Annotated in this window: 23 protein-coding genes and 1 pseudogene; 13 read left to right on the top strand and 11 right to left on the bottom strand. The window is 44.7% G+C overall.

What is annotated here, in order from left to right:
* Window positions 1–14: 14 nt before the first annotated feature.
* Window positions 15–1,232 carry a Bcr/CflA family efflux MFS transporter gene (locus Y79_RS0107400; protein WP_016937097.1) on the bottom strand — a complete coding sequence of 406 codons (1,218 nt, stop codon included), beginning with the start codon at window positions 1,230–1,232 and terminating at the stop codon, window positions 15–17.
* Window positions 1,233–1,387: 155 nt separating this feature from the next.
* Window positions 1,388–2,500 (bottom strand): glycerol dehydrogenase, encoded by a 1,113-nt coding sequence (locus tag Y79_RS0107405; RefSeq protein WP_032864795.1) that lies wholly within the window; start codon window positions 2,498–2,500, stop codon window positions 1,388–1,390.
* Between the two features lie 301 nt (window positions 2,501–2,801).
* Here Y79_RS0107405 and Y79_RS0107410 point away from each other — a divergent pair, with 301 nt between their 5' ends.
* The 4 genes from Y79_RS0107410 (at window position 2,802) to Y79_RS0107425 (ending at window position 7,069) form a co-directional block, all read left to right on the top strand.
* The gene (locus tag Y79_RS0107410; protein ID WP_003156057.1) at window positions 2,802–3,659 is read left to right on the top strand and encodes a YitT family protein; all 858 of its coding nucleotides are present in this window, start codon (window positions 2,802–2,804) and stop codon (window positions 3,657–3,659) included.
* 113 nt (window positions 3,660–3,772) lie between these two features.
* Window positions 3,773–4,300, top strand: a complete 528-nt coding sequence (locus Y79_RS0107415) for a GNAT family N-acetyltransferase (protein ID WP_016937098.1) — start codon at window positions 3,773–3,775, stop codon at window positions 4,298–4,300.
* Between the two features lie 276 nt (window positions 4,301–4,576).
* Window positions 4,577–6,205: a ribosomal protection-like ABC-F family protein gene (gene abc-f / locus Y79_RS0107420; protein ID WP_016937099.1), complete on the top strand. Its 1,629-nt coding sequence runs from the start codon at window positions 4,577–4,579 to the stop codon at window positions 6,203–6,205.
* A 141-nt stretch (window positions 6,206–6,346) separates the two neighbouring features.
* Window positions 6,347–7,069 carry a gamma-glutamyl-gamma-aminobutyrate hydrolase family protein gene (locus tag Y79_RS0107425; RefSeq protein ID WP_016937100.1) on the top strand — a complete coding sequence of 241 codons (723 nt, stop codon included), beginning with the start codon at window positions 6,347–6,349 and terminating at the stop codon, window positions 7,067–7,069.
* Window positions 7,070–7,102: 33 nt separating this feature from the next.
* Here Y79_RS0107425 and Y79_RS01000000120070 read toward each other — a convergent pair whose 3' ends face one another.
* The 3 genes from Y79_RS01000000120070 to Y79_RS0107440 all read right to left on the bottom strand — a co-directional run bounded on the left by Y79_RS01000000120070 (window position 7,103) and on the right by Y79_RS0107440 (window position 11,203).
* A complete protein-coding gene (locus Y79_RS01000000120070; protein ID WP_016937101.1) occupies window positions 7,103–9,256 on the bottom strand; it encodes an MMPL family transporter in 2,154 nt (717 codons plus the stop codon).
* Between the two features lie 98 nt (window positions 9,257–9,354).
* Window positions 9,355–9,993 carry a two-component system response regulator YdfI gene (locus Y79_RS0107435; protein ID WP_016937102.1) on the bottom strand — a complete coding sequence of 213 codons (639 nt, stop codon included), beginning with the start codon at window positions 9,991–9,993 and terminating at the stop codon, window positions 9,355–9,357.
* A complete protein-coding gene (locus Y79_RS0107440) occupies window positions 9,986–11,203 on the bottom strand; it encodes a sensor histidine kinase (RefSeq protein ID WP_016937103.1) in 1,218 nt (405 codons plus the stop codon). The genes Y79_RS0107435 and Y79_RS0107440 overlap by 8 nt, the downstream gene beginning before the upstream one ends.
* Before the next feature lie 382 nt (window positions 11,204–11,585).
* Between Y79_RS0107440 and Y79_RS0107450 the strand changes: the two genes are divergently transcribed.
* The 6 genes and pseudogenes from Y79_RS0107450 to Y79_RS1000000120730 all read left to right on the top strand — a co-directional run.
* On the top strand, window positions 11,586–11,831 hold the full coding sequence (locus Y79_RS0107450) for a hypothetical protein (protein WP_016937104.1): 246 nt from the start codon (window positions 11,586–11,588) through the stop codon (window positions 11,829–11,831).
* Window positions 11,832–11,848: 17 nt separating this feature from the next.
* Window positions 11,849–12,217 (top strand): spore coat protein, encoded by a 369-nt coding sequence (locus tag Y79_RS0107455; protein WP_016937105.1) that lies wholly within the window; start codon window positions 11,849–11,851, stop codon window positions 12,215–12,217.
* 18 nt (window positions 12,218–12,235) lie between these two features.
* Window positions 12,236–13,372, top strand: coding sequence for a zinc-dependent alcohol dehydrogenase (locus Y79_RS0107460; protein WP_016937106.1), 1,137 nt, complete (start codon window positions 12,236–12,238; stop codon window positions 13,370–13,372).
* 18 nt (window positions 13,373–13,390) lie between these two features.
* On the top strand, window positions 13,391–13,588 hold the full coding sequence (locus Y79_RS0107465; protein ID WP_016937107.1) for a hypothetical protein: 198 nt from the start codon (window positions 13,391–13,393) through the stop codon (window positions 13,586–13,588).
* A gap of 14 nt (window positions 13,589–13,602) precedes the next feature.
* Window positions 13,603–13,902: a spore coat protein gene (locus tag Y79_RS0107470; RefSeq protein WP_016937108.1), complete on the top strand. Its 300-nt coding sequence runs from the start codon at window positions 13,603–13,605 to the stop codon at window positions 13,900–13,902.
* A 90-nt stretch (window positions 13,903–13,992) separates the two neighbouring features.
* A pseudogene (locus tag Y79_RS1000000120730) lies at window positions 13,993–14,175 on the top strand (hypothetical protein); the annotation flags it as partial.
* A 34-nt stretch (window positions 14,176–14,209) separates the two neighbouring features.
* Here the strand turns inward: Y79_RS1000000120730 and Y79_RS0107475 are convergent.
* Window positions 14,210–14,788, bottom strand: a complete 579-nt coding sequence (locus Y79_RS0107475; protein WP_029575260.1) for a TetR/AcrR family transcriptional regulator — start codon at window positions 14,786–14,788, stop codon at window positions 14,210–14,212.
* Window positions 14,789–15,036: 248 nt separating this feature from the next.
* Between Y79_RS0107475 and Y79_RS0107480 the strand changes: the two genes are divergently transcribed.
* The gene (locus Y79_RS0107480; protein ID WP_016937110.1) at window positions 15,037–16,227 is read left to right on the top strand and encodes an MFS transporter; all 1,191 of its coding nucleotides are present in this window, start codon (window positions 15,037–15,039) and stop codon (window positions 16,225–16,227) included.
* Window positions 16,228–16,316: 89 nt separating this feature from the next.
* On the opposite strand, the gene Y79_RS0107485 is transcribed toward Y79_RS0107480, so the two are convergent.
* From Y79_RS0107485 to Y79_RS0107500, 4 genes are all read right to left on the bottom strand, one after another.
* A complete protein-coding gene (locus tag Y79_RS0107485; protein ID WP_420535150.1) occupies window positions 16,317–16,952 on the bottom strand; it encodes a TVP38/TMEM64 family protein in 636 nt (211 codons plus the stop codon).
* 118 nt (window positions 16,953–17,070) lie between these two features.
* A complete protein-coding gene (locus Y79_RS01000000120075; RefSeq protein WP_032864797.1) occupies window positions 17,071–18,144 on the bottom strand; it encodes a sensor histidine kinase in 1,074 nt (357 codons plus the stop codon).
* The gene (locus Y79_RS0107495; protein ID WP_016937113.1) at window positions 18,141–18,827 is read right to left on the bottom strand and encodes a response regulator transcription factor; all 687 of its coding nucleotides are present in this window, start codon (window positions 18,825–18,827) and stop codon (window positions 18,141–18,143) included. The genes Y79_RS01000000120075 and Y79_RS0107495 overlap by 4 nt, the downstream gene beginning before the upstream one ends.
* The gene (locus Y79_RS0107500; protein WP_016937114.1) at window positions 18,799–19,407 is read right to left on the bottom strand and encodes a class I SAM-dependent methyltransferase; all 609 of its coding nucleotides are present in this window, start codon (window positions 19,405–19,407) and stop codon (window positions 18,799–18,801) included. The genes Y79_RS0107495 and Y79_RS0107500 overlap by 29 nt, the downstream gene beginning before the upstream one ends.
* 203 nt (window positions 19,408–19,610) lie before the next feature.
* On the opposite strand from Y79_RS0107500, the gene Y79_RS0107510 reads away from it, so the two are divergent.
* Entirely contained in the window at window positions 19,611–19,973 is a 363-nt protein-coding gene (locus Y79_RS0107510) for a hypothetical protein (protein WP_016937116.1), read from the top strand.
* A 48-nt stretch (window positions 19,974–20,021) separates the two neighbouring features.
* Here the strand turns inward: Y79_RS0107510 and Y79_RS0107515 are convergent, their stop codons facing one another.
* Complete coding sequence (locus tag Y79_RS0107515) at window positions 20,022–20,642, bottom strand: FMN-binding negative transcriptional regulator (RefSeq protein ID WP_016937117.1); 621 nt, start codon at window positions 20,640–20,642, stop codon at window positions 20,022–20,024.
* Between the two features lie 117 nt (window positions 20,643–20,759).
* Here Y79_RS0107515 and pdxR point away from each other — a divergent pair, with 117 nt between their 5' ends.
* Complete coding sequence (gene pdxR / locus Y79_RS0107520) at window positions 20,760–22,142, top strand: MocR-like pyridoxine biosynthesis transcription factor PdxR (RefSeq protein WP_016937118.1); 1,383 nt, start codon at window positions 20,760–20,762, stop codon at window positions 22,140–22,142.
* Window positions 22,143–22,152 lie beyond the last annotated feature (10 nt).

Raw genomic sequence — 22,152 nt, forward strand, 5'->3', positions numbered from 1 at the left:
AAAAAAGGAGTGAATCATTTCACTCCTTTTTTTGCTTTCTCCGGTTTAGTTGTTAAGGTGAAAAAAGCGATGGAACCGATAACGGATGTCGTAAACATAATCGCCCCCATCGGGACGGCCGTCGCTTCATTCATTCCGACAAGCGGCGACACGATGGAACCGAGAAGAAGCGGAAGCATGCCGAGCAGTGCGCTTGCGCTTCCCGCGCGGTGTCCCTGCTTTTCCATCGCCAATGTAAAGGTGCTTGTCAGCGTCATACCGATCGTAATCATATAAATAAAAATTGAAATCACCAGTGCCGCCAGCGGCCCGTGAATGATCGTCATGACAAGCAGAACGGCAGTCGCCGTCATCGCTGTAATCACGCCGATTCTCAGCAGGCTTTTTTCATGAATGATTCCGCCGAAACGCCCGATGATAAAACTTCCGGAAATGATCGCCAGACCGTTTATGCCGAATAAAATACTGAATACCTGCGGCGAGACTCCGTAAATATCCTGATACACAAAAGGCGTCCCGGAAACATACGCAAAGCTCCCGCCGTGAATAAAGCCGACCGTCAGCGCATAGCCGATAAATGACCGGTCTTTCAGCAGGCTTCCCATTGTCCGCACGGAATTTCCGATGGAACTCGGAATCCGCTTTTCCGGCGGGAGGGTTTCTGTCAGCTTGAGCGCAATGATGAGAACAAGCAAAAACCCGATAACGGTTAAAAAGAGAAAAATCGTATGCCATGATGCAAACGGGAGCAGTAAAATCGCGCCTCCCGTCATCGGCGCCACCATCGGCGCGACGGCGGTAATGACCATCAGCAGCGAGAAAAACTTAGAAAGCTCTCTTCCCGTAAACACATCTCTGACGATCGCACGGGACAGAACGAGCCCCGCCGAAGCGGTGAATCCTTGAAGAAAACGGGCAATCACTAATGTTGTAATGTTCGGTGCAAGCGCGCAAAACAGAGAAAACAAAGCAAATAAAAAAATACATAGTAATAACGGTTTTCTTCTTCCCTTCGCGTCACTTAACGGGCCGACAACAACCTGTCCGATTGTCAGTCCGATCAGACATGCGGTTAAACTGAGCTGGACAAGTGATGCGCGGGCGCTTAAATCTTCAGCGATTTCAGGGAAACTCGGCAGATACATATCTATATTCAGCGGCCCCAGTATCGCAAGCATGCCGAGAAGAAAAGCCAGCGCAAGCCGCTCCTTGCCGGTCGGATTATGCAGCATATCGTTCCCACCTTTCCTTTGTTAGTCTCTCAAAACATTTGTATATTGTATCATAATTTTTTCTTTATTTTTAAAAGTTTTCAAGCGGGGCAAAAAGACATAAAAAAACCAAGAGCCGTCACAGCCCCTGGTTTCAAATCGCGCGATGAAAATGTTTACGCATGCTTTTCTTTAAACGCTTTTGCGTATTGGTCGGCCGCTATAATAGCATCCGCCACGTCGTCAGCCGTCACATCAAAAGCGGCATGAATCGTTTCTTCCTCAATCGTCGCGGCTTCTGCCACTTTCATAATATCCTCTTTCGATGCGTCTTTTAATTTGATGTCTTCAAGTGTGACTGGCAGTCCCAAGCTGATATAAAACGCGATATACCGCTCAATTTCTTCAAGCGAACGTTTTTCCAGCGCCAACTGAACGAGCGTGCCGAATGCCACTTTTTCACCGTGGGTTAAGTGATGGATTTCTCCTTCAAGCGCGGTGAAGCCGTTGTGAATGGCATGCGCCGCAGCCAAGCCTCCGCTTTCAAATCCCAGTCCGCTCAGAAGTGTATTCGCTTCAACTACCGCTTCCAATGCGGGCGTAACGGCTTTCGCTTTTACAGACTCATAAGCGAGACGGCCGTATTTGAATAATACCGCTTCACATTTTTCCGCGATAGCCTCTCCGGCGATTGTCGGAATTCCGCCTGCCATCGTTTTACCGCCATTGGCGATGACACTGCGCGCCTCTATCCACGTCGCCATCGCATCGGCAATCCCTGATGCTAAAAAGCGCGGCGGAGCTTCTGCAACGATTTTCGTATCGACCAGAACCAGATCAGGATTCTTATGGTAGAAACGATAATTTTCAAACGCGCCTTGTTCAGAATACACGACAGACAGCCCGCTTGTCGGGGCATCCGTCGAAGCGGCCGTCGGCACGATAACAGTGTAGCCGTTTATTTCATCTGATACCGCTTTGGCCGTATCAAGCGTTTTACCGCCGCCGACTCCGATTACAATGGACGCGCCCGCTTTCTCTGCGATGCCCGCAATTCTTTTCATTTCTTCTTGGGAGGCTTCCCCGTTGAAAACCGCCTCTTCAGCCGAAATGCTGCTTTTCTTTAATTCAGCCGTCACTTTGTGACCCGCGATATCCCATACGGTTTTGTCTGCAATGACGATGGCTTTTTCACCAACGCCCTCAAGGTGTCCGCCGATCGTTTCAATTGCGTTTTTTCCCTGCACATATTTAGCCGGACTGATAAAAATTCGTTCCAATGTTCTCATCCCTTCTTTGTTGCTTTATTCCATTTCTCTAATCAATAGATTAGAAGTAAAAACTCTTCTGATATAATTCCTTGTTTTTATTTCATTCAAACCTCATATATACAATAGAAAATTCAATTTTTACGTCATTGACAAGATGTGAAGGTGTCTATATAATCTTCGATATTGAAGCTGATCATTCTTTACTGAATGAACAAACGAGATTGTGAATGATTCGTCTTAAAAATTATTTAGTTCTGCTGGATAATTTTTGAGGCGTTTTTGTTTTGTATATATTTTTGACTGCGGAGGAGGTTTGCACATGAAGAATATTTGCAAGGATATACTGATGATTATGGCCGGAGCCTTTCTTATCGCGGCATCCGTGGAATTTTTCGTCATCCCGAATCATCTGGGGGACGGCAGCACCGTGGGAATCGCTCTCGTTTTATATTATCTTTTCCATATACCTGCAAGCATTACAACTCTGGTTGTAAATTTGATTTTTATCGGGCTGGCTTATAAATTTTTAACGAAAAAGACAATTTTATATACGATACTCGGCACGGGAATGACTTCTGTTTTTCTCAGCATCGTCAGCTTTATTCCATTCGGCGTGCACGACATGGTGCTCGGGATTGTATTCGGCGCTCTGCTGATGGGAGCAGGGCTGGCATTGATCTTTATCGCTGACGGATCTACCGGCGGAACCACGCTTTTGGCGTATTTATTGAATTACACAAAGGGCTTTAACATCTCCAAAAGCATGTTTTATATGGATTGCGTCATTATTTTCGCGTCCGTTTTAGCGATCGGCATCAATCATATGCTGTATACGTTTATATTCGTTTATCTGTGTGCCAAAATCGTCGATATTGTCATTGAGGGTTTCCATAATAAAAAAGCTCTCACCATTATGTCCGACCAATACGAAGAGATCGCCAAAGCCATCACGTCCGAATACGGCAACGCGGCGACGATTTTTTACGGATACGGGTATTACGGCAGCAAAGACAAGCGTATTATCTATGTCGTCATTAAAAAGAACGAATTGCTGAAAATCAAAAAACACGTTCAAAAAATTGATCCAAAATCATTTATCGTTATTCATGAAGTAAAAGAAGCTGTCGGAGGACAATTCGGCTTTACTAACCTGCCTGCCGCCGCGAATGAGAAATAACCGCCTGCAGTGTACAGCTGCAGGCTTTTTATATCGCCCTTCCCCGCTCAAAGGTTTTTGCATCTTTTCGATCGAAGTATTAGCATGAAACCTTTTGGATGGGAGAATGTAAAATGAAGATCAAAACCGACAGGCTCGTGATCCGGACATTTGAACGGGAAGATTGGCAAGACGTTTATGAGTACACGTCAAATCCGGAGGTCATGAAGTATATACCGGAAGGCGTCTTTTCCGAAGAAGACGCCAAGAAATTCGTTATTGAAAACAGCGGTGAACATGCTGAAAAGTATCCCGTTTTATTGAAGAATGAAAAAACGGTCATTGGCCACATTGCTTTTTTTAAGTATTTTGGCGACCATACGTATGAAATCGGCTGGGTGTTTCACCCGGAATATCAGGGCAAAGGATATGCTTCAGAGGCTGCACGCGCCGTGCTGGCATTCGGGTTTAACGAGATGAAATTACACCGAATCATTGCGACATGCCAGCCGGAAAATACGGCTTCGCACCGGGTGATGGAAAAGATCGGAATGAGACGGGAAGGTTTCTTCAAAAAATGCATCCCCCATGAAAATCACTGGTGGGATGAATATTATTATGCGGTGTTAGAAGAAGAGCGGGAAGCCTCGAATCTGGAATAAAAAGGCGAATACCCTTTGCTCTTACAGGTAAGTGTGTGCTACACTGTTTGTAACAAATACGAAGGGACGATGGGTGGACAATGATTAACTAATCTTATTTTGACCGTTTGAAATCAAATATTTCAAATTAGAAAAAATAGGATTAGTCTGCCCATTTTCTATACGATACGAAAGCTATGTGAAAATAGCTTATTTGATCATGCACAGGTACGGCTAATCCTTCCAAATCAATTGGGAGGATTTTTTTGTCCTCCCTTTAAAGCGAGGGATTGACATATGAAAGAAATATTAAAATTAAGCGGCATCAGTTATGAAATCAACAGTGTGCCCCTTTTTGAACAGATCAGCGCAAGCGTTCAGCTGGGCGACATTATCGGCGTTATCGGCAAAAACGGCGCCGGCAAATCTTTATTGCTGCAAATGATCTGCAATAAAACAGCGCCGTCACAAGGACAGATTCAGATGATGCAAGATGTGAACATATATATGGTGGAACAAGAAACGGAAGCTTATGATTCCGGCCAACCGGAGCCTGCAGAAGCAGCCCTGTTAGAAAAATGGAACGTGCCCGCCCGCACCTTTTCACAATTAAGCGGCGGAGAAAAACTGAAAGCCCGGCTTGCCAAAGGATTCTCCTCCTCAAGCGGTCTTTTGTTATTAGATGAACCGACGAACCACCTCGATCAGCAAAGTTTAGACATATTGCTTAATCAGATCAAGAACTATAAGGGCACCATTATTTTCGTATCACATGACCGTGCATTTTTGGATGCGGCGGCGACAAAAATCTGGTCGATCGAAGGAAAGAAACTCATTGAACATAAAGGGAATTATTCAAGCTATATGGAGGTCCGCAAACAGAGAAGACTGACACAGCAGCGGGAATATGAGAATCAGCAGAATATGATCAGACGGATTGAAGCTCAAATGAACGAGCTGAGCGCCTGGTCAGCAAAAGCCCATGCCCAATCAACGAAAATAGAAGGCTTTAAAGAATACCATCGCGTAAAAGCAAAACGCACGGACGCCCAGATTAAATCAAAACGGAAGCGCCTTGAAAAAGAGCTTGAAAAAGCGAAAGCAGAACCGGTGGTGGCGGAGTATGAAGTCCGTTTTTCCATTGAGCACCGCAAAAAAGCGGGAAAGCGTTTTTTAGAAGTGAGTGATCTCACAAAATCGTATGACGGCCGAACGCTGTTCAAAAACGTGAATTTCACTGTTATGCACGGCGAAAAGATTGCCATTACAGGCCCGAACGGGAGCGGGAAAACAACATTATTGAAGGTCATTCTCGGTCAGGAAAAAGCGCAGGGAAGCATATGGATATCTCCGTCTGCAAACGTCGGATATTTAACGCAGGAAGTATTCGACCTTCCGCTTGATAAAACCCCCGAACAGCTTTTTCACAAAGAAACGTTCGAAGCAAGGGGAAATGTTCAAGCTCTCATGAAGCATTTAGGATTTACCGCAGCGCAATGGACGGAACCCATCGGCAAGATGAGCATGGGAGAGCGGGTCAAATGCAAGCTGATGGCGTTTATTCTGGAGGAGAAAGATGTGCTGATTCTGGATGAGCCGACAAACCACCTTGACCTGCCGTCACGCGAGCAGCTTGAAGACACATTGGCTCAATACGACGGTACGCTCATCATCGTATCGCACGATCGCTACTTTCTCGAAAAGACGACAGACATCCGGCTTGATATCACGAACGGCAGCGTTCAAAAACAATGGAAAGAATCCCCCGCCGCCAGAGATGATATTGAAGAGCTGCGGTTAAAGCTTGAAACCGAACGGCAGGAAGTCCTCGGAAAGCTCAGCTTCATGACTCCGGCTGATAAACAATATCGTGAGCTTGACCAAAAATTCAAAGAGCTGACGGAAGAGATCAAGAAATTGAAATGAATGTAAAGACCCGTGATTATTGTCACGGGTTTTGTTTTAGAAAGCTTACGTATAAAGAGAATAATTTCAAACTGATTTGTACAACCTACGTTCAGATTTGTTATGAACAGGCTCAGAAAGAAAGGTTCAGGTGAACGAAGAATGGCCAAGCGCATTGGTATTACGGGAAATATTATGGCTGATCAATCCGGGCCTTTCCCGGGTTATAATCGGGCGTATGTCAACAATGATTATATTCAGTCTGCTGCCGAGGCCGGCGGTGTGCCGTTTATATTGCCGGTAATTCAAGAAACTGAGCTTTTAAAGGAACAGGTCTCTCATGTTGACGGCATTATTCTGTCCGGCGGCCAGGATATAGACCCGCTGATGTACGGTGAAGAACCTTTACAGGCTTTAAGAAAGACCTTTCCTGACCGGGATGCCTACGAGAAGGAGCTGATCCAAACGGCGGTTGCTTTGGAGAAGCCGATACTGGCAATCTGCCGGGGGATGCATATATTAAACGTCACTTTCGGGGGGACTTTATACCAGGATCTGACACACGCTTCGTTTGCTGAAATTAAGCACGATCAAGAAAAAGATCCCCCGTTAAGAACCCATCATGTTTCTTTTGAAAAAGGAACCCGTCTTCATTCCTTGTTTGGCGATTCAACGCTTGTGAACTCGTTCCATCACCAAATCATAAAAGAGACAGCGCCATCGTTTAAGGCCGCGGCTTATGCGAAAGACGGGGCCATTGAAGCGATTGAACGGACGGGTGAATTATTTGTCGTCGGCGTGCAATGGCATCCTGAAATGCTGACAAAAAAACATGAAGATATGAAAAAGCTTTTTTCTCTTTTTATGGATGCGGTCAGCACATAAAAAAAGCAGATCATTATGATCTGCTTTTTCATTTTATTCTTCCGGTTTCTCCGGCGTTTTGCTTTGTGTCAGCTTATGGCCTTCGATATCCACGTTCGGAATGATCTTATCCAGCCACTTCGGCAGGTACCAGGCCGCATGTCCCATCAGCTTCATGACACTCGGAATGATGGTCATTCTTACAATGAACGCATCGAAAAGAACACCGAATGTCATTGCCAATCCCATGGATTTGATCGTAGAGTCCCCTGCGAAGATGAATCCCGCAAAGACGAAAATCATGATCAGCCCCGCCGCTGTTACGACAGGCCCGCTATGTTTCAATCCGGCATGGATGGCTTGTACCAGGTTTTTTGTTTTGACATATTCTTCTCTCATTCTGCTGACAAGGAATACTTGATAGTCCATCGCCAGCCCGAAAAGAATACCGATGGCTAAAATAGGCAGGAAGGCGAGAATCGGACCTTTTTCCGGAATGCTCAGCAAGCCGGTAAAATTCCCATCCTGCAGGACGAACACCGATAATCCAAGTGTAGCGGTCATCGTCAGCAAAAAGCCAAGAACGGCCGCCAGCGGCACGAGAAGCGAGCGGAAAACAACGGTCAGCAATACAAACGCAAACCCGACAATAAGAATGGCGAATTCCGGAATCGCATCGTTTAACCGGTCTGAAATATCAATATTCACCGCTGTTGACCCGGTGACGAGCAGGCGGATACCGTGTTTGTCTGATCGTTTCCGTATATCCTGCACTAACTCTTTCGTCGCCTTATCGTTCGGCCCGGTTTCAGGCACTGCCGTAATAATGGCATAATCCCCTTTTTGATTCGGCATGGCAGGGGTGACGCTCGCCACATTGTGCAAGTCCTTTATTTCTTTCACGGCGTCTTGGAATGCTTCATTTTTATTGCCCTTGACATCTTTTGCATCGGCAACAATTGTCAGCTTGCCGTTAAAGCCTTCGCCGAATCCTTTAGATAAAAGATCATAGGCACGGCGATCCGGACTGTCTTTCGCTTTCATTCCTGCATCAGGCAACCCCAGCTCTAAATGCATGGCCGGCAGACTGATGACGGCTAAAAGAATAATGCTGAAAATGCTTAACAGAATAGGCCTCTTTGTCACGAAGCGCCCCCAGGCATTCGTGTCGGCACTTTTCTTTTCTTTCTTCTTGTTTGATTTCGGAATCATCCGTTTTCCTGCGATTGATAACACTGCTGGCACCAGCGTAACAGAAGCCAATACAGCCATCAGCACACTGAGTGCCGCAGTCAGCCCCATCGCAGACATGAACGGAATGCCGACAACAGTTAATCCGCAAAGCGCCACGATCACAGTCAGTCCGGCAAAAACGACGGCGCTGCCAGCCGTTCCCGCAGCTTTAGCGATCGATTCATTTTTTTGTACACCTTCGCCCAAAAACTGACGATGCTTCGTAAAGATAAACAGCGCATAATCAATCCCGACGGCCAGTCCGATCATTCCGGATAATGAAAGACTGACTGAGGCGATCGTAAAGAACTGTGTCCCAATTAACGTCAGCGCGACGCTTACGCCTAACCCAATCAGGGCCGTGACAATCGGCAGCCCCGCTATGACTAATGAACCAAACGTAATGGCCAGTACGACGAATGCCAGCACAATGCCGATAATTTCTGATACACCGCCGACTTCAACACCGGCCCCCGGCACATCACCGCTGAGCTCCGTCTGCAGGCCCTTGTCTCCGGCGGCGGACAGACTGTGTTTAATATGTGAAACAGACGCATCCGTAATGTCATCCGCCGCTTTTTTGTACGTAATATCGGCATATGCCACTGATCCGTCTTTAGAAATGGTTCCTGTCTCAAAAGGACTTGCAATGGAAGCGACTGAATGATCTGTTTTGATCTTCTTTAAAGTATCTTCGATCGCTTGTTTTTCCGGTTTTGACGTCAATTTCTTCCCGTCTTCAGCTCCGAAAATAACCCGTATGCTTCCTTTATCAGGACCCTTTGAAAATTCTTTTTGAATGATATCCATCGCCTTTTCAGAAGGTGTGTCGGGAATTGACATATCCTCAGAAAAAGCAGGTTTTAACGAAATGGCGATCACTATTGAAGCGATCAGTATCACAAGCCACGCACTGATCATTTTTAATCGGTTGCGGGCAGACCATCCCCCTAATTTATATAAAAATCCAGACATCGAATACTCCTCTCCAATCATTACTTTCTGCCTAATTGTAGTTCACATTCACATAAAAAAAACGTACATAGGGGCATGTACGTTTGGGCAGTTTTTTATTATATATTCAGTTTCAAAATACCTTTTTGCATGGCAATGGTGACGGCTTCAGTCCGCGAATCCGCTCCTAATTTGTTATAAATCGATGTTAATCTCGCTTTTACCGTCCGTTCTGAGATTCCTAAATCGAAGGCGATTGCTTTGCTTTTATGCCCTTTCGCCACGGCTTCCAGAACTACGATTTCCTTTTCCGTCAGCTGTGTTTCATTGGCATTGTTTGCCCGTTCCATTTTCATTTTCCGGAAACGCTGCAAGATGTCCGGCTGCAGAAGCACTTCTCCCCTGACTGCCGCATCCATCGTATGAAATAAGGTTTCTGAGCTTGTGTCTTTCAGCAGATAACCGTTTGCGCCTGATTCAATGCCTTCTATCATCAGGTGATCTTCATTATAGGTCGTCAAAATAATGATCGGCACATCAGAATGCTCTTTTATCTGTTTAATGGCTTCCAGCCCGCTCATTTCCGGCATGTACAGATCCATGAGAATGACATCGGGCTTTAGTTCCTCTGCGAGGCGGACGGCGGTTTTCCCGTTTTCCGCTTCTCCCGTTATGGTGTAATGGTCATTTGTTTCTATCAAAAGCTTCAGACCTTCTCTGACGACAAGATGGTCATCTGCTATTAACACTTTATACATGTTCCGCCTCTCCTTGAATTGGTATGATGATCTCAATTTGAGTTCCCGCTGATCTGGCGCTTGTGATACGGCAGGTGCCGTTCATCATATTGACACGTTCTTGTATCCCAAGCAGCCCGTAATGTCCGCTTTTTCTCATTTCCGTTCCGGCATCAAAGCCTTTCCCGTCATCTTTGACGGTTATGCGGATCTGTCCCTCTTCTTCTCGGACGGATACCCAGACGTTATCTGCTTCCGCATGCTTGGCGGCGTTTGTCAGGCCTTCTCCGATTATATAATGACAGTTCTCCGCCATATGAACGTCAAGCACATGATGCACGCTGTACTCTAAAAAACAAGACAGCCCGGAGGCTTCTGTAAAATGGTTGATTTGTTCAGTGATGCTTTCTTCTAAAAATCCGATCTCTTCTGATTTGCTGCGAAGATTATCAATGGCTGAGCGCGCATCAGCCAATGTGCCCTTTACTCTTTTCATTGACTGGCGGATGATGTCTTTCGCTCTGTCAGTGTTATCTTTCGAAAGATGAACTTGCACCGCTTCAAGCTGCATATGCAAGCTGACCAATCCTTGGGCAAGCGTATCGTGCAAGTCTCTCGCCATCCGCTGCCTTTCGTTTTGAAGCGTCAGCTGTTTCACTTGCCGGTGAGCGAGCTCTAATTTTTCAAGCGTCATCTGTGTTTTTATTTTTTCATCAACTTGCGCGAAAAACGTTGCCGCATACGTGATAATCACAATCATAATGGGAGCGGCGATAACGATGAAACGAAGCAGATGATGCGGATGCTCCTCGTGCAAGGCTGTTATGGACATTAAAATGAAAAGATAGAGTATGAGCAGCGTTTTGCCCTTATCCGTCATTCCGATAATCTGCCCGATTAAAAAGGCATAGAGACCGACGACCACCGCGATATAGCCGCCGGCCATCAAGTTAGCCGATGTATATATGATTAATCCCTGTATGATGAAATAAAGAAACGTTTTTCTCTTGACCCAGCGATAGGAATGCCAGTGCAGCACGGCAAAAGTGACGATCAATATCGTGAATAACAGCAGCAAAAAAACCGTCCAGCTTTCATAAATGTACTGCAAAGAGACTGATGCGGCATATACCATAAAAATAAACGCCAGACCGGGCACCCGAAATGCGAGCATATGCAATGAGCGTCTGTCACGGGAGACATAGTCTTCTTGATGTTTTGTACCAAACAATCTCTGTCCACTTCCTTTTAGCCGACCGGCCTCACGAGATTTTATTCTATTTGTCATCATACCATAAGTGCCTGCCTCTCACCTTCCCCTTCTGTCCTGCATGACGGGTGAAAGAAAAAACAGCCAGCCGGAACCAGGTTCGTTGCCCTGGACAGCGTTCTGTTTATTATCAGCACAGAGGCTTTTGCCGCTTTAAAAAGCATCTTATTTGGACTCATTTACCATATTAGGTATATCGTTACAGGAGGGGTATGCTTCCTCTTTTTTGATGGGCCCCCAGACTTCTTCTCTGCTTTTTTTATAAACAAAATGTGCAAGAATAAAGTCCTTTTCTCAGGGGAAATTAATTACGTAATTGAGAAGAGGAGGTTTAAAGATAATTATGGAAAAGCGTGAATTAGCGGCTCACGAGTCGCTTGACTTACATGAAATGATTAACTTCAAGACGCTTTGTGTAGCGAAGTCCAAGCTCATGCAAGGGCTTGTGTTTGATCAGGACCTGAAAACGTTAATGGAGAAAGATGTTCAGCAAGCCTCTCAAGACCTGGCTGATTTACAGGCGGTTTATGAACGTGCATCTTTTCAGGCTCCTGTTCCTCAAAACCGGCCGACTTCGATCATCAATTGAAAGGAAGGTAAGCATCATTGAATCATGACTATTTAGATCCAATCAATTCATTACACGTCCCTGAACTCGCAGATACGACATTCGCAATGGATTTTCTTTTACGGGCAAAAGAAGGCGTCAGAAATACCGCCGTCGCTTTAACAGAAACCGCTTCACCTGATGTAAGAGCTTTGCTGCGCAAACAGCTCATGCAAGGAATCGCGATGCATCAGGAAATTACAGACTTGATGGTCAGCAAAAAGTGGTTTCACCCGCATGATCTGAGCGAACAGTATAAACTGGATCAGCTCTCTGCGAAAAATACCCTCATGGTCGGAAACATGAATCTGTTTCCCGTTGAAACGAACAGAAAAGGGATGTTTGACCGCACACCTGATGAACACTAACACTGGAGGTATTACAGCATGAAGGCCGTAACGTATCAAGGAGTTAAAAACGTCGTCGTCAAAGACGTGCCTGATCCGAAGATTGAAAAACACGATGACATGATTATAAAAGTCACAAGTACGGCAATTTGCGGGTCAGATTTACATTTAATCCACGGACTCATCCCGAACTTGCAGGAAGACTACATCATCGGGCATGAACCGATGGGCATCGTGGAAGAAGTCGGCCCCGGCGTGACGAAAGTCAAAAAAGGGGACCGTGTCATTATTCCTTTTAATATCGCCTGCGGAGAATGCACTTATTGTAAAAATCACCTGGAAAGCCAATGTGATCAATCAAATGATAACGGCGATATGGGCGCTTATTTCGGCTATTCAGGGAGTACCGGCGGCTATCCGGGCGGCCAGGCCGAATATTTACGCGTCCCTTTTGCGAACTTTACTCATTTTAAAGTCCCCGAAACATGCGAAGAACCGGATGAGAAATTGAGTGTTATTGCCGATGCGATGACAACCGGCTTTTGGAGCGTTGACAATGCCGGCGTAAAAGCAGGCGATACGGTCATCGTTCTCGGCTGCGGGCCTGTGGGTCTGTTCGCTCAGAAATTCTGCTGGTTAAAGGGAGCGAAACGCGTAATAGCTGTAGACTATGTCAACTACCGTCTCCAGCATGCGAAACGGACGAATAAAGTGGAAATCGTGAACTTCGAAGACCACAAAAATACGGGCAGCTACCTGAAGGAAATCACCAAAGGCGGCGCTGATGTGGTCATTGACGCCGTCGGCATGGACGGAAAAATGACGGATCTGGAGTTCCTCGCCAGCGGATTAAAACTTCAAGGCGGGGCGATGAGCGCTTTAGTCATTGCCTCCCAAGCGGTGCGCAAAGGCGGAACGATCCAGATTACGGGTGTATACGGCGGCAGATATAACGGGTTTCCTCTTGGCGATATCATGCAGCGAAACGTCAATATCCGATCAGGACAAGCTCCGGTTATCCATTATATGCCGTATATGTTTGAACTGGTGTCAACCGGCAAAATTGATCCGGGCGATGTTGTAAGCCATGTCATTCCGCTTAGTGAAGCGAAGCACGGCTATGAGATGTTTGACACGAAAACAGATGATTGTATTAAAGTTGTACTCAAACCTTAGAGAACGGAGGCTACAGAAATGGCCAGCGCCTTACATGAATTACTCGAAATTCAGGAGATGGCTTCTTTTAAGTCACTTTGTCTGACGAAATCCAAAACCATGAAAGCGCTCGTATCCGATCCGCAGCTGAAAGAAATCATGCAGCAGGATACGGATACATCAACAAGGCAATTGCAGGAGTTTGCCTCGATTTTATCTGATGCAAAGCATGAATAGGAGATGAATAACGAATGAATCCGATTATGGAATACCTGACGGGGATGGATGCACTGACAGACCAAATTGTCGCTATGGATTTATTGAATTCGGCAAAAAGCGGAGTCAGAAACTATGCGATGGCGGCGACGGAAGCCGGAACGCCTGAAGTGAAAGCGATCCTCACCCGTCACTTAGAAGAAGCCATCGACATGCATGAGCAAATCTCACGCTATATGATGGAAAAAGGCTGGTATCATCCGTGGAACACAGATGAACAAGTCCGGTTTAATTTACAAAATATTGATACGGCGCTCCGCCTGCCCGTCCTATAAATCGTTTTGCTGCTGAGACAGCAGCTTCAGTATGTCAAACTGAGAACTGCCTTTACAGCGCCCAGGCAACGAAACCCTCGCGAATCAGCTCTGCAGCTTCTCCAGCCTTTCTTCGGGCTGTTATTGGCAGCCGTGATTCTGCACGAAAGAGTAGGATGAGGAGGATGAGGAGGATGAGGAGGATAAGGACTTGCGGGGGTGAATGTCGGCGTTATCGCGTGCGTGGCAGCCGCCCGGCGGTTCTCTAATAAAGCAGAAAAGGCAGAACAATAACCTTGTTCTGCCTTTTCATTATTTTCCGCTTTATTCAGGTAGCTTGAACTCCCTTAAACGCATTCATCACCAAATCATGCACATAGGCATCATTGACCTCGTCCCCTGTTACAAGCAGCCGATAGAAAATCGGTCCGTAAATGAGATCAATACTTACTTCAATATCAAGATCCTCTCTCAATTCACCTTTCTGAATTCCCTTTTCCAGAAGGCCTTTCGCTTGGAGGCGGCGGGGCCGGAAAAATCGTGTGCGATATTCTTCTGCCAATTTGGCATCCAGCTGCCCAGCACCTATTAATTCCTTAATCACGGTTCCTTCCCGGCTTGTCAAAAACCTTGCTAAATTCGCGGCGTGGATCGATACATCGTGTACTGTTGATCCCGTATCAGGCACAGGCAGTCTTTCCGTAGCGGTCGAAAGAAAGCTGTCCATGATAACGGCAGCTTTGTTTGCCCACCATTTATAAATCGTTGCTTTACTCACTTTTGCGCGCTCTGCAATTTTATCGACTGTCACCGCATCAAAGCCTTTTTCCAGCAAGAGGTCATAGGCCGCAGAAAGAATCGCCTTATGTGTTCCTTCATCACGCGGCCGCCCTCGTTTACTCTGCACATACATCATTCCTTCCCGAAATATAAACGATACGTTCAGTATACTTAACATGATAAAAAAATAAAACAGAAACCCATTTACAAAACTGAACGTTTAGTATATCATTCACTTAGAAATAAAACTGAACGTTCAGTTTATAAAATGTTCAACACTCCGCAAAACCTTATCATTAAAAATCTATGGAGAGGAGATGAATCAGCAAAATATTTATCCAGCATCATAAATTCATTAAAAAGGAGTTCATTCACATGGCTACATTAAACAAACAAAAAGCAGATCAGGGGGTCTCAACTGGTTTAACCCTTCTTCTCGCAGCTGCATGCGGCATCATTGTCGCTAATCTTTATTATGCACAGCCCTTGGCAGGATTCATCAGTACGGCAATTGGGCTTTCTCCAAGCAGTGCCGGATTGATTGTCACGCTGACTCAGATCGGATACGTTGCCGGCTTACTGTTTCTCGTCCCTTTGGGAGATATTATCGAAAACAAAAAACTTGTCGTGGTATCGCTCCTTCTAAGCGCAGCCGCTTTGACACTGACAGCATGTGTGAAGCATGGAACACTGTTTTTAGCCGCTGCGTTTTTCATCGGATTGGGATCGATCGCAGCCCAAGTGCTTGTTCCGTTCGCATCCTACCTTGCACCGGACGCCGCACGCGGCCGGGTTGTCGGCAATGTGATGAGCGGCCTATTGCTCGGTATTATGCTTTCCCGCCCGATATCCAGTCTGGTCGCTGATATATGGGGGTGGAATGCCATATTTGCTTTTTCCGCCGCGTTAAGTGTTGTCCTGGCCATCGTCTTAGCAAAAGTGCTTCCTGCCAGAAAACCAACAGCAAACACACGCTATACCGTCTTACTCGGTTCAATGTGGAAGCTGCTGCGCACGACTCCGGTCTTACGCCGCCGCGCCATTTATCATGCGTTTGTATTTGGAGCTTTCAGCTTGTTCTGGACGACTGTACCTTTATTATTGTCCGGTCCTGCTTTTCATTTTTCTCAGAAGGCAATCGCGCTATACGCACTGGCGGGCATTGCGGGTGCAGCCGCTGCACCGATAGGCGGCCGTCTGGCTGATCGCGGCCTGACCCGGCTTGCCACCGGAATCGCTCTCGGTGCTGTCATCGTTTCTTTATTACTCCCGCTCATGATTCAGAGCAGCTCCCCCGTCGGAATAGCAGTTCTGGTGGCCGCAGCTATCCTGTTAGATGTGGGTGTATCTGCCAATCTCGTACTCAGTCAGCGTGCCATTTTTTCGTTAGCGCCTGAATTTCGCAGTCGATTAAACGGTTTATTCATGGCAATCTTCTTTCTAGGCGGTGCTGTAGGTTCATCAATCGGAGGATGGGCATACGCTTCAGGCGGGTGGAGTATCACATTATGGATTGGAATCGCTTTTCCGGTCATAGCATTGCTTTATTTCACCACGGAGAAATAAGCCTTTCACCAAAAATAAGCCGTCAGGACCAAGCTGACAGCTTTTTTGGTGTATTCTTCTTTAAATCCTTCCGAACAAAAAATACGGATTCATGAAAAATTTTGCTTCATGCGGTTCCATATTCTCACCGTTAAGACCGTAATCAATATAAATGAAACAATAATAAGTGCAATGCCTGCAAAAGACTCACTGAAATTGATAACAACAAAGCTGGACAATACGATGACAGGAATATTTGAAAGCAATACAGTTAACATGTAGACAGAATACTTTAACCCGGCTGCAGCGGATAAAAAACAAATCACATCCGTAGGAGCTGCCGGGCAAAGCATCCCCAATGCCAAAAACTTATAATTGTACTCCTCCAATAACACTTTCAAATCAGGATATTTATCTTCCAGTAATTGAGTCGTTTTTTCGCTGGCGAATTTCCTCGAAAAAAGATAAACCAATGTTTCGCTTATAAACAGACCGGCCAATGATAATAAAATGCTGACCATCGGATCAAAGCATATTCCGCCCAAAAACATCAGCGTCATGCCGGGAATAAAAAAGAGAAGCCTGACGACCCACAAAGCCAAAAACAGCAGCATCGCGTATTCCGCATGCCCTGATATAAAATCCGTTACATCATTCATATCAAATGACAGCAAGTCCAGTTCCTTCAAACAATAAATGCCTAAAAACCATATACATAATAAAACAATTTTATTTTTCAATTTCACCGCTCTCCTCGCTTTCCATCACATCATAAGCAAAGAAAATGAAGAAACAGCCGGTAAAATTCTTAAGGATTCTTAAGTTATTCTAAAAAAAGCTTATGGAATGTTTGTGCCGCAAGCTCTAATCAATCTGGTGTTCAACAGTAAAACTAAGCCAGCCGCCGCTGTAATCCGCATGAATACGGCCGCTGTGAAGCTCAACAATTCTTTTTGAAATGGCAAGTCCGAGCCCGGTGCCATGATGACCCGTCCTGGCCTTATCCCCTCTGAAAAACCGTTCAAACAATTGATTTATATCGTCAGCCGGAACATTTTCGGCCTTGTTTGATACTTGCAAAATCGCTTTTTCATCTTTCAGCTCAAGGTTTATGAAGAATTCAGAAGGTTTGATACTGTACTTTAACGCATTCATAAAAAGATTATCATAAACGCGAACCATCTTTTCTATATCAATACATACAGGTACATGTTCTTCCGTAATTGATTTTCGGACAGTTAATTGTTCCTTTTCAAACATAGGAAAGTACTCTCCGACGATTTGTTCCAATAAAGCAGACAAGTCTGTTTTGCTTCGGTTCAAAGTAACATCCGGACTCGATAAATGTGTATATTCAAACAGTTCATCTATCAAATATTTCAGTCTTTGTGATTTTGAATAAATCGTTTCAAGGTATTCCTGAAATTGTGCTTTACTATTGTATTGTTCTTTTTTAAGCAGATCCAAATATCCGATAATCGATGTTAACGGGGTTCTTAAATCGTGCGATACATTTGAGATCAGCTCACTTTTCGTTCGTTCCAATTGTCTTTCATGTTCAAATTTACTCTCTAATTCTTCAGACATATAATTGATATGTTGTGCAAGCTGAGTCAATTCATCCCTACTCTCCATCCTAATGGTCAAGCCCAAATTTCCATTGGCAATATGGTGAACACTCTCAGTAATGAGCTTCAAATATCCTATTTTTTTTCGTATCAATAACCAAAAAACCACAATAAAGGTCAAAATAGCTGCAGTAAACTGAAGCAATATCTTAAAATAGGCGCCGCCTACGCTCATATTTGTCAAATGGTATATTTTATCCAAATATGAAATAGATAATATAACAAGAATCAATACACCGAATGCAACAAGATAACTAATAGCGATCGCGACCAGAAGCCTGACAATCAGCTTATTTCCAAACTTCCTCATATTTTATATCCCGTTCCCCATACCGTTTTGATATAAATCGGATGTTTAGAATCCTCTTCTATCTTGTCTCTGATCTTTGTGATATGGACCATTACAGTATTGTCCGACTTAAAAAAGTCTTCCTTCCATACCGCCTCATATATTTTTTCAACACTCATGACAATTCCTTTGTTTCTCGAAAGAAGCTCCAGAATATCAAACTCTTTCGGAGTGAGCCTGACTTCTTCTCCCCGCACCCACACCTGCCTTGTATCCGTATTAACGGTCAAATCACCGATTTCAATAACGTTTGCCGTGCTGACCGCATCTGTATTGTATTTTTTATACCTTCTCAGCTGAGATTTCACTCTGGCGATCAATTCCAACGGATTAAACGGTTTCGTTAAATAGTCATCTGCACCGGAAGCCAGCCCTTGAATTTTATCCATATCTTCTGATTTGGCGGACAGCATGATGATGGGCAGATTTCGTTCTTGTCTGATCTTCATGCATGCCTCAATCCCATCCATATTGGGCATCATAATATCCAAAATAATCAGGTCAAACTCCTTTTGCTCCAATAATTTCAAGGCTTCAGCAGCATCTTCCGCCTTGCGCGTGCTTATTCCTTCATTTTCTAAATATACAGAAATAAGATTTCGGATATCTTTGTCATCATCCACGATAAGAATGCTTGTCCCCATATGAATCCTCCCTCGTTTTTGGCGGCAATGAACAGCTGAAAACATAAGCCGGCGGAATATTCCTGAATTCTCTCCTTACTTCTGTTTTGGGAAAGAATTGCTCAATCAATGCCTTCTTATATTGAGTATATTGGAACGTGATAAATTCTCCATGATTTCTTAAGATTTTAGCTGTATCCGTCAAAATATCTTCAGAAACATTTTTTGGCAGGCTTGCAAAAGGAAGTCCGGAAACGACATAGTCGGCATAAGGGATTCCATGCTCTTTTATATGCCTCTCAATATGTTCGGCTGATCCGTGCACAATGAATAGGTTCTGTTCATCTTTATATTGTTCTTTCAGCAAAGCATAAAATTCTTCATTTTGTTCTATCAATAAGATTATTGTCCCGGGTTGCCGTTTTTCAAGCAGCTTTTTTGTAAATACTCCCGTACCGGGCCCGTATTCAACAATGTATTCAGCTTTATGAAAATCAATTTTTCCCATCATCTTCTCAGCAAGAAAACGCGAGCTGGGCAGAACGGCGCCAACAGATCTGGGATTCATAATATATTGAAATAAAAATAACAGACGTTTCATCTTTAATCTCTCCATTTGTTTTGAATTTATAAAACACACTCTACATTCAAAACCTGAAGAAAAAGCGGTGAAAGTTCTTAAGAAATCTTAAGATATAAAAAAGACGGCGGGATTTGCCGTCTTTTTCAGCTGCCGATTCTTTCAGCAGCGGTAAAACCATGTCATAATTGATAGACATAATTGCGCTATAGGCAGGTGAACACATGAAGAAGTATTTATATAAACACCTTTTGCTGGCTCTGATTTCGTCCGTTTGCTTTTTAATGATCTTTTATTTTGGTTTAAGAATGACACAAGAAGACACACCGCCGTTGTCTTCTTATCCGTTTTACCTTTTTATTTATATGTACATAGCAGCCGGATATTTGACGGTCGGCCTTTTGTCAGCATGTATGACTGATGTCTTGAAGAACCGCTGGACATTGAATAAAACGTCTTCCATTCTATTGAAACTTATCGTTTATTTACTCATAACGTATGCTATTTCCCGTTCTTTCTTCGTTTTATCGGCGCCGTTGATTTATTTGCTGTTTGAGTCGTTATTCATCCTGAGAAAAGCTTCATAATCAGAAAAAAACATACCGCATGCTGCCGGTATGTTTTTAAGATGCGTATCAGTTTTTTGCAGTGATCCGCTTGATGTTTTCTTCCATCAGGCCGGAAATGAGCTGTTCGTTTGTGTGCGGGATCTGTTTGAGCTGTTGTACGACCATTTCCTGTCTTTGAGCTGAATGATTTTGACTCAGCTTCGCTTGCCCCTCTATTTTGCTGATTTTAATTTTAAAGCCTTTTACCCCTTTGTTCATGCCTGACAGGAATTTCGCATCGACATCCTCTAATTTGTAGGGGCTGTCGGGGCTTTCGTATTTCAATACGAGATCGCCCATCGAATGCACGGTTTCTTCCTCATCCAAAAGCTCTGCCTCCCCGTATACATGAACCGCCACATAATTCCATGTAGGAACAGCCCGATTCGTCTCATACCATTTGGGTGAGATATAACAATGAGGCCCTTGAAAAACGGCTAATACACTTTGGCCTTCAATCTCTTTCCATTGGGGGTTCGGCAAGGCAAAATGACCGTATAAGCATTCGTTGTCCTTGCTCATCGTCAATGGCAGATGGGTTGCATACGGCATGCCTCCTGCCGTTGAGAACAGTGCTGCGAAACCATACTCTTTAATAACATTGCACGCTTCAGCTTCACTCAGCTGAAATGGAGCGGGAATATACATAAAAACTCTCCTCTCTGAACCTGGATTGGTAAAGCGCTTTCCGCTATAATAAAATATCAACTGACATTTAAAAAGGTACAGTTTCGGATAAATGCACATGTCAGAGGAGAACATCTGATGAAAAATATGATTTTTGCTTTCAAAAGCGACACCCCGAAATACAAACAAATTTACGAGCAATTTAAGACATTGATTGAGCAGGGAACGATTCAGGCAAATGAGCGGCTGCCATCCATTCGGGAGCTGGCAGATTCCCTGCGGGTAAGCCGCAACACGACACTGATGGCCTATGATCTGCTTTTCGCGGAGGGATACATTCGCGGCGAAACGCGCAAAGGATATTTTGCAAATGAAATAGAGCCCTCTTTATTTCAGCAAGAAAACGATGTTGTTCACGCAGAGAACACCGAATCAACTCAGCCGGCCCTGATTGATTTTCGCGCAGGAGCCGTCGATCAAAAGCATTTCCCTCTGAAAACATGGAGAAAATTATACAATCAAGTTTTAACATCAGAGAAAAGCTTTCTGTACGGTGAACCGTTCGGCGAGAGAAACTTGCGTGAACAAATTGCCGCTTATCTCTTGGAATCACGCGGGGTGAAAACAGATGCGGATTCGGTTATCATCGGCAGCAGCACACAGCAGATGCTGATTTATCTCAGCCGGATTCTGAAAGAAGATTTTTCCGGAGTTATAGTAGAAAACCCGGGCTTCGACGGTGCCAGAGAGGCTTTTCAATTTCACGGGCTTTCTCTTGAAACGATACCCGTCTATGAAAACGGAGCTGATTTTTCTCAATTGCATGCAATGAAAGAAAAATTAATCTACGTGACTCCTTCCCACCACAGCCCTTACGGCGTAAGCATGTCCATTCAGCAGCGCCAAACTCTGATCAATTGGGTGAATAAAAGAGAGGGATATATTCTTGAAGATGATTATGACAGTGAATTTCGTTATACGCAGCAGCCGTTTCCCGCCCTTGCTTCCATTCAGTCAGACCGGGTGATTTATTTAGGGAATTTCTCAAAATCCTTTCTTCCGGGCATCCGCATAAGCTATATGGTTTTGCCGCAGCGCATTTTGCATCGGTATAAAAAACATTTCATTCATTTCGAAAGCACCGCTTCTTCGCTTAACCAGCTGACCATGGCTGAATTGATGAAGACCGGGGAATGGACCCGCCATATTAAGCGCATGCGCACTGTCTACAAGCGTAAGATGCAGCACTTGACTTCACATATCAAGCAGCAGTTCGGCGATCATGTGACGGTCATCGGCGAGCAGTCCGGATTGTATATATTGGTGAGAGTTCACTTGAACTGTACAGAAGAAACGTTAATTGAGCGCGCTCTTCAGTACGGAGTGAAAGTATACCCTACCTCCGTTTATTTCGTTGCCGGAAAGCCTGAACCGCCGATCATAAAGTTAGGTTTCGCCCACCTCGATACTGAACAGATCGCACAGGGCGTGCAGCTTTTGAAACATGCTTGGCTGAGATGAAAGAAAAAAG

The sequence above is a fragment of the Bacillus siamensis KCTC 13613 genome, assembly GCF_000262045.1.
GTDB lineage: Bacteria > Bacillota > Bacilli > Bacillales > Bacillaceae > Bacillus > Bacillus siamensis.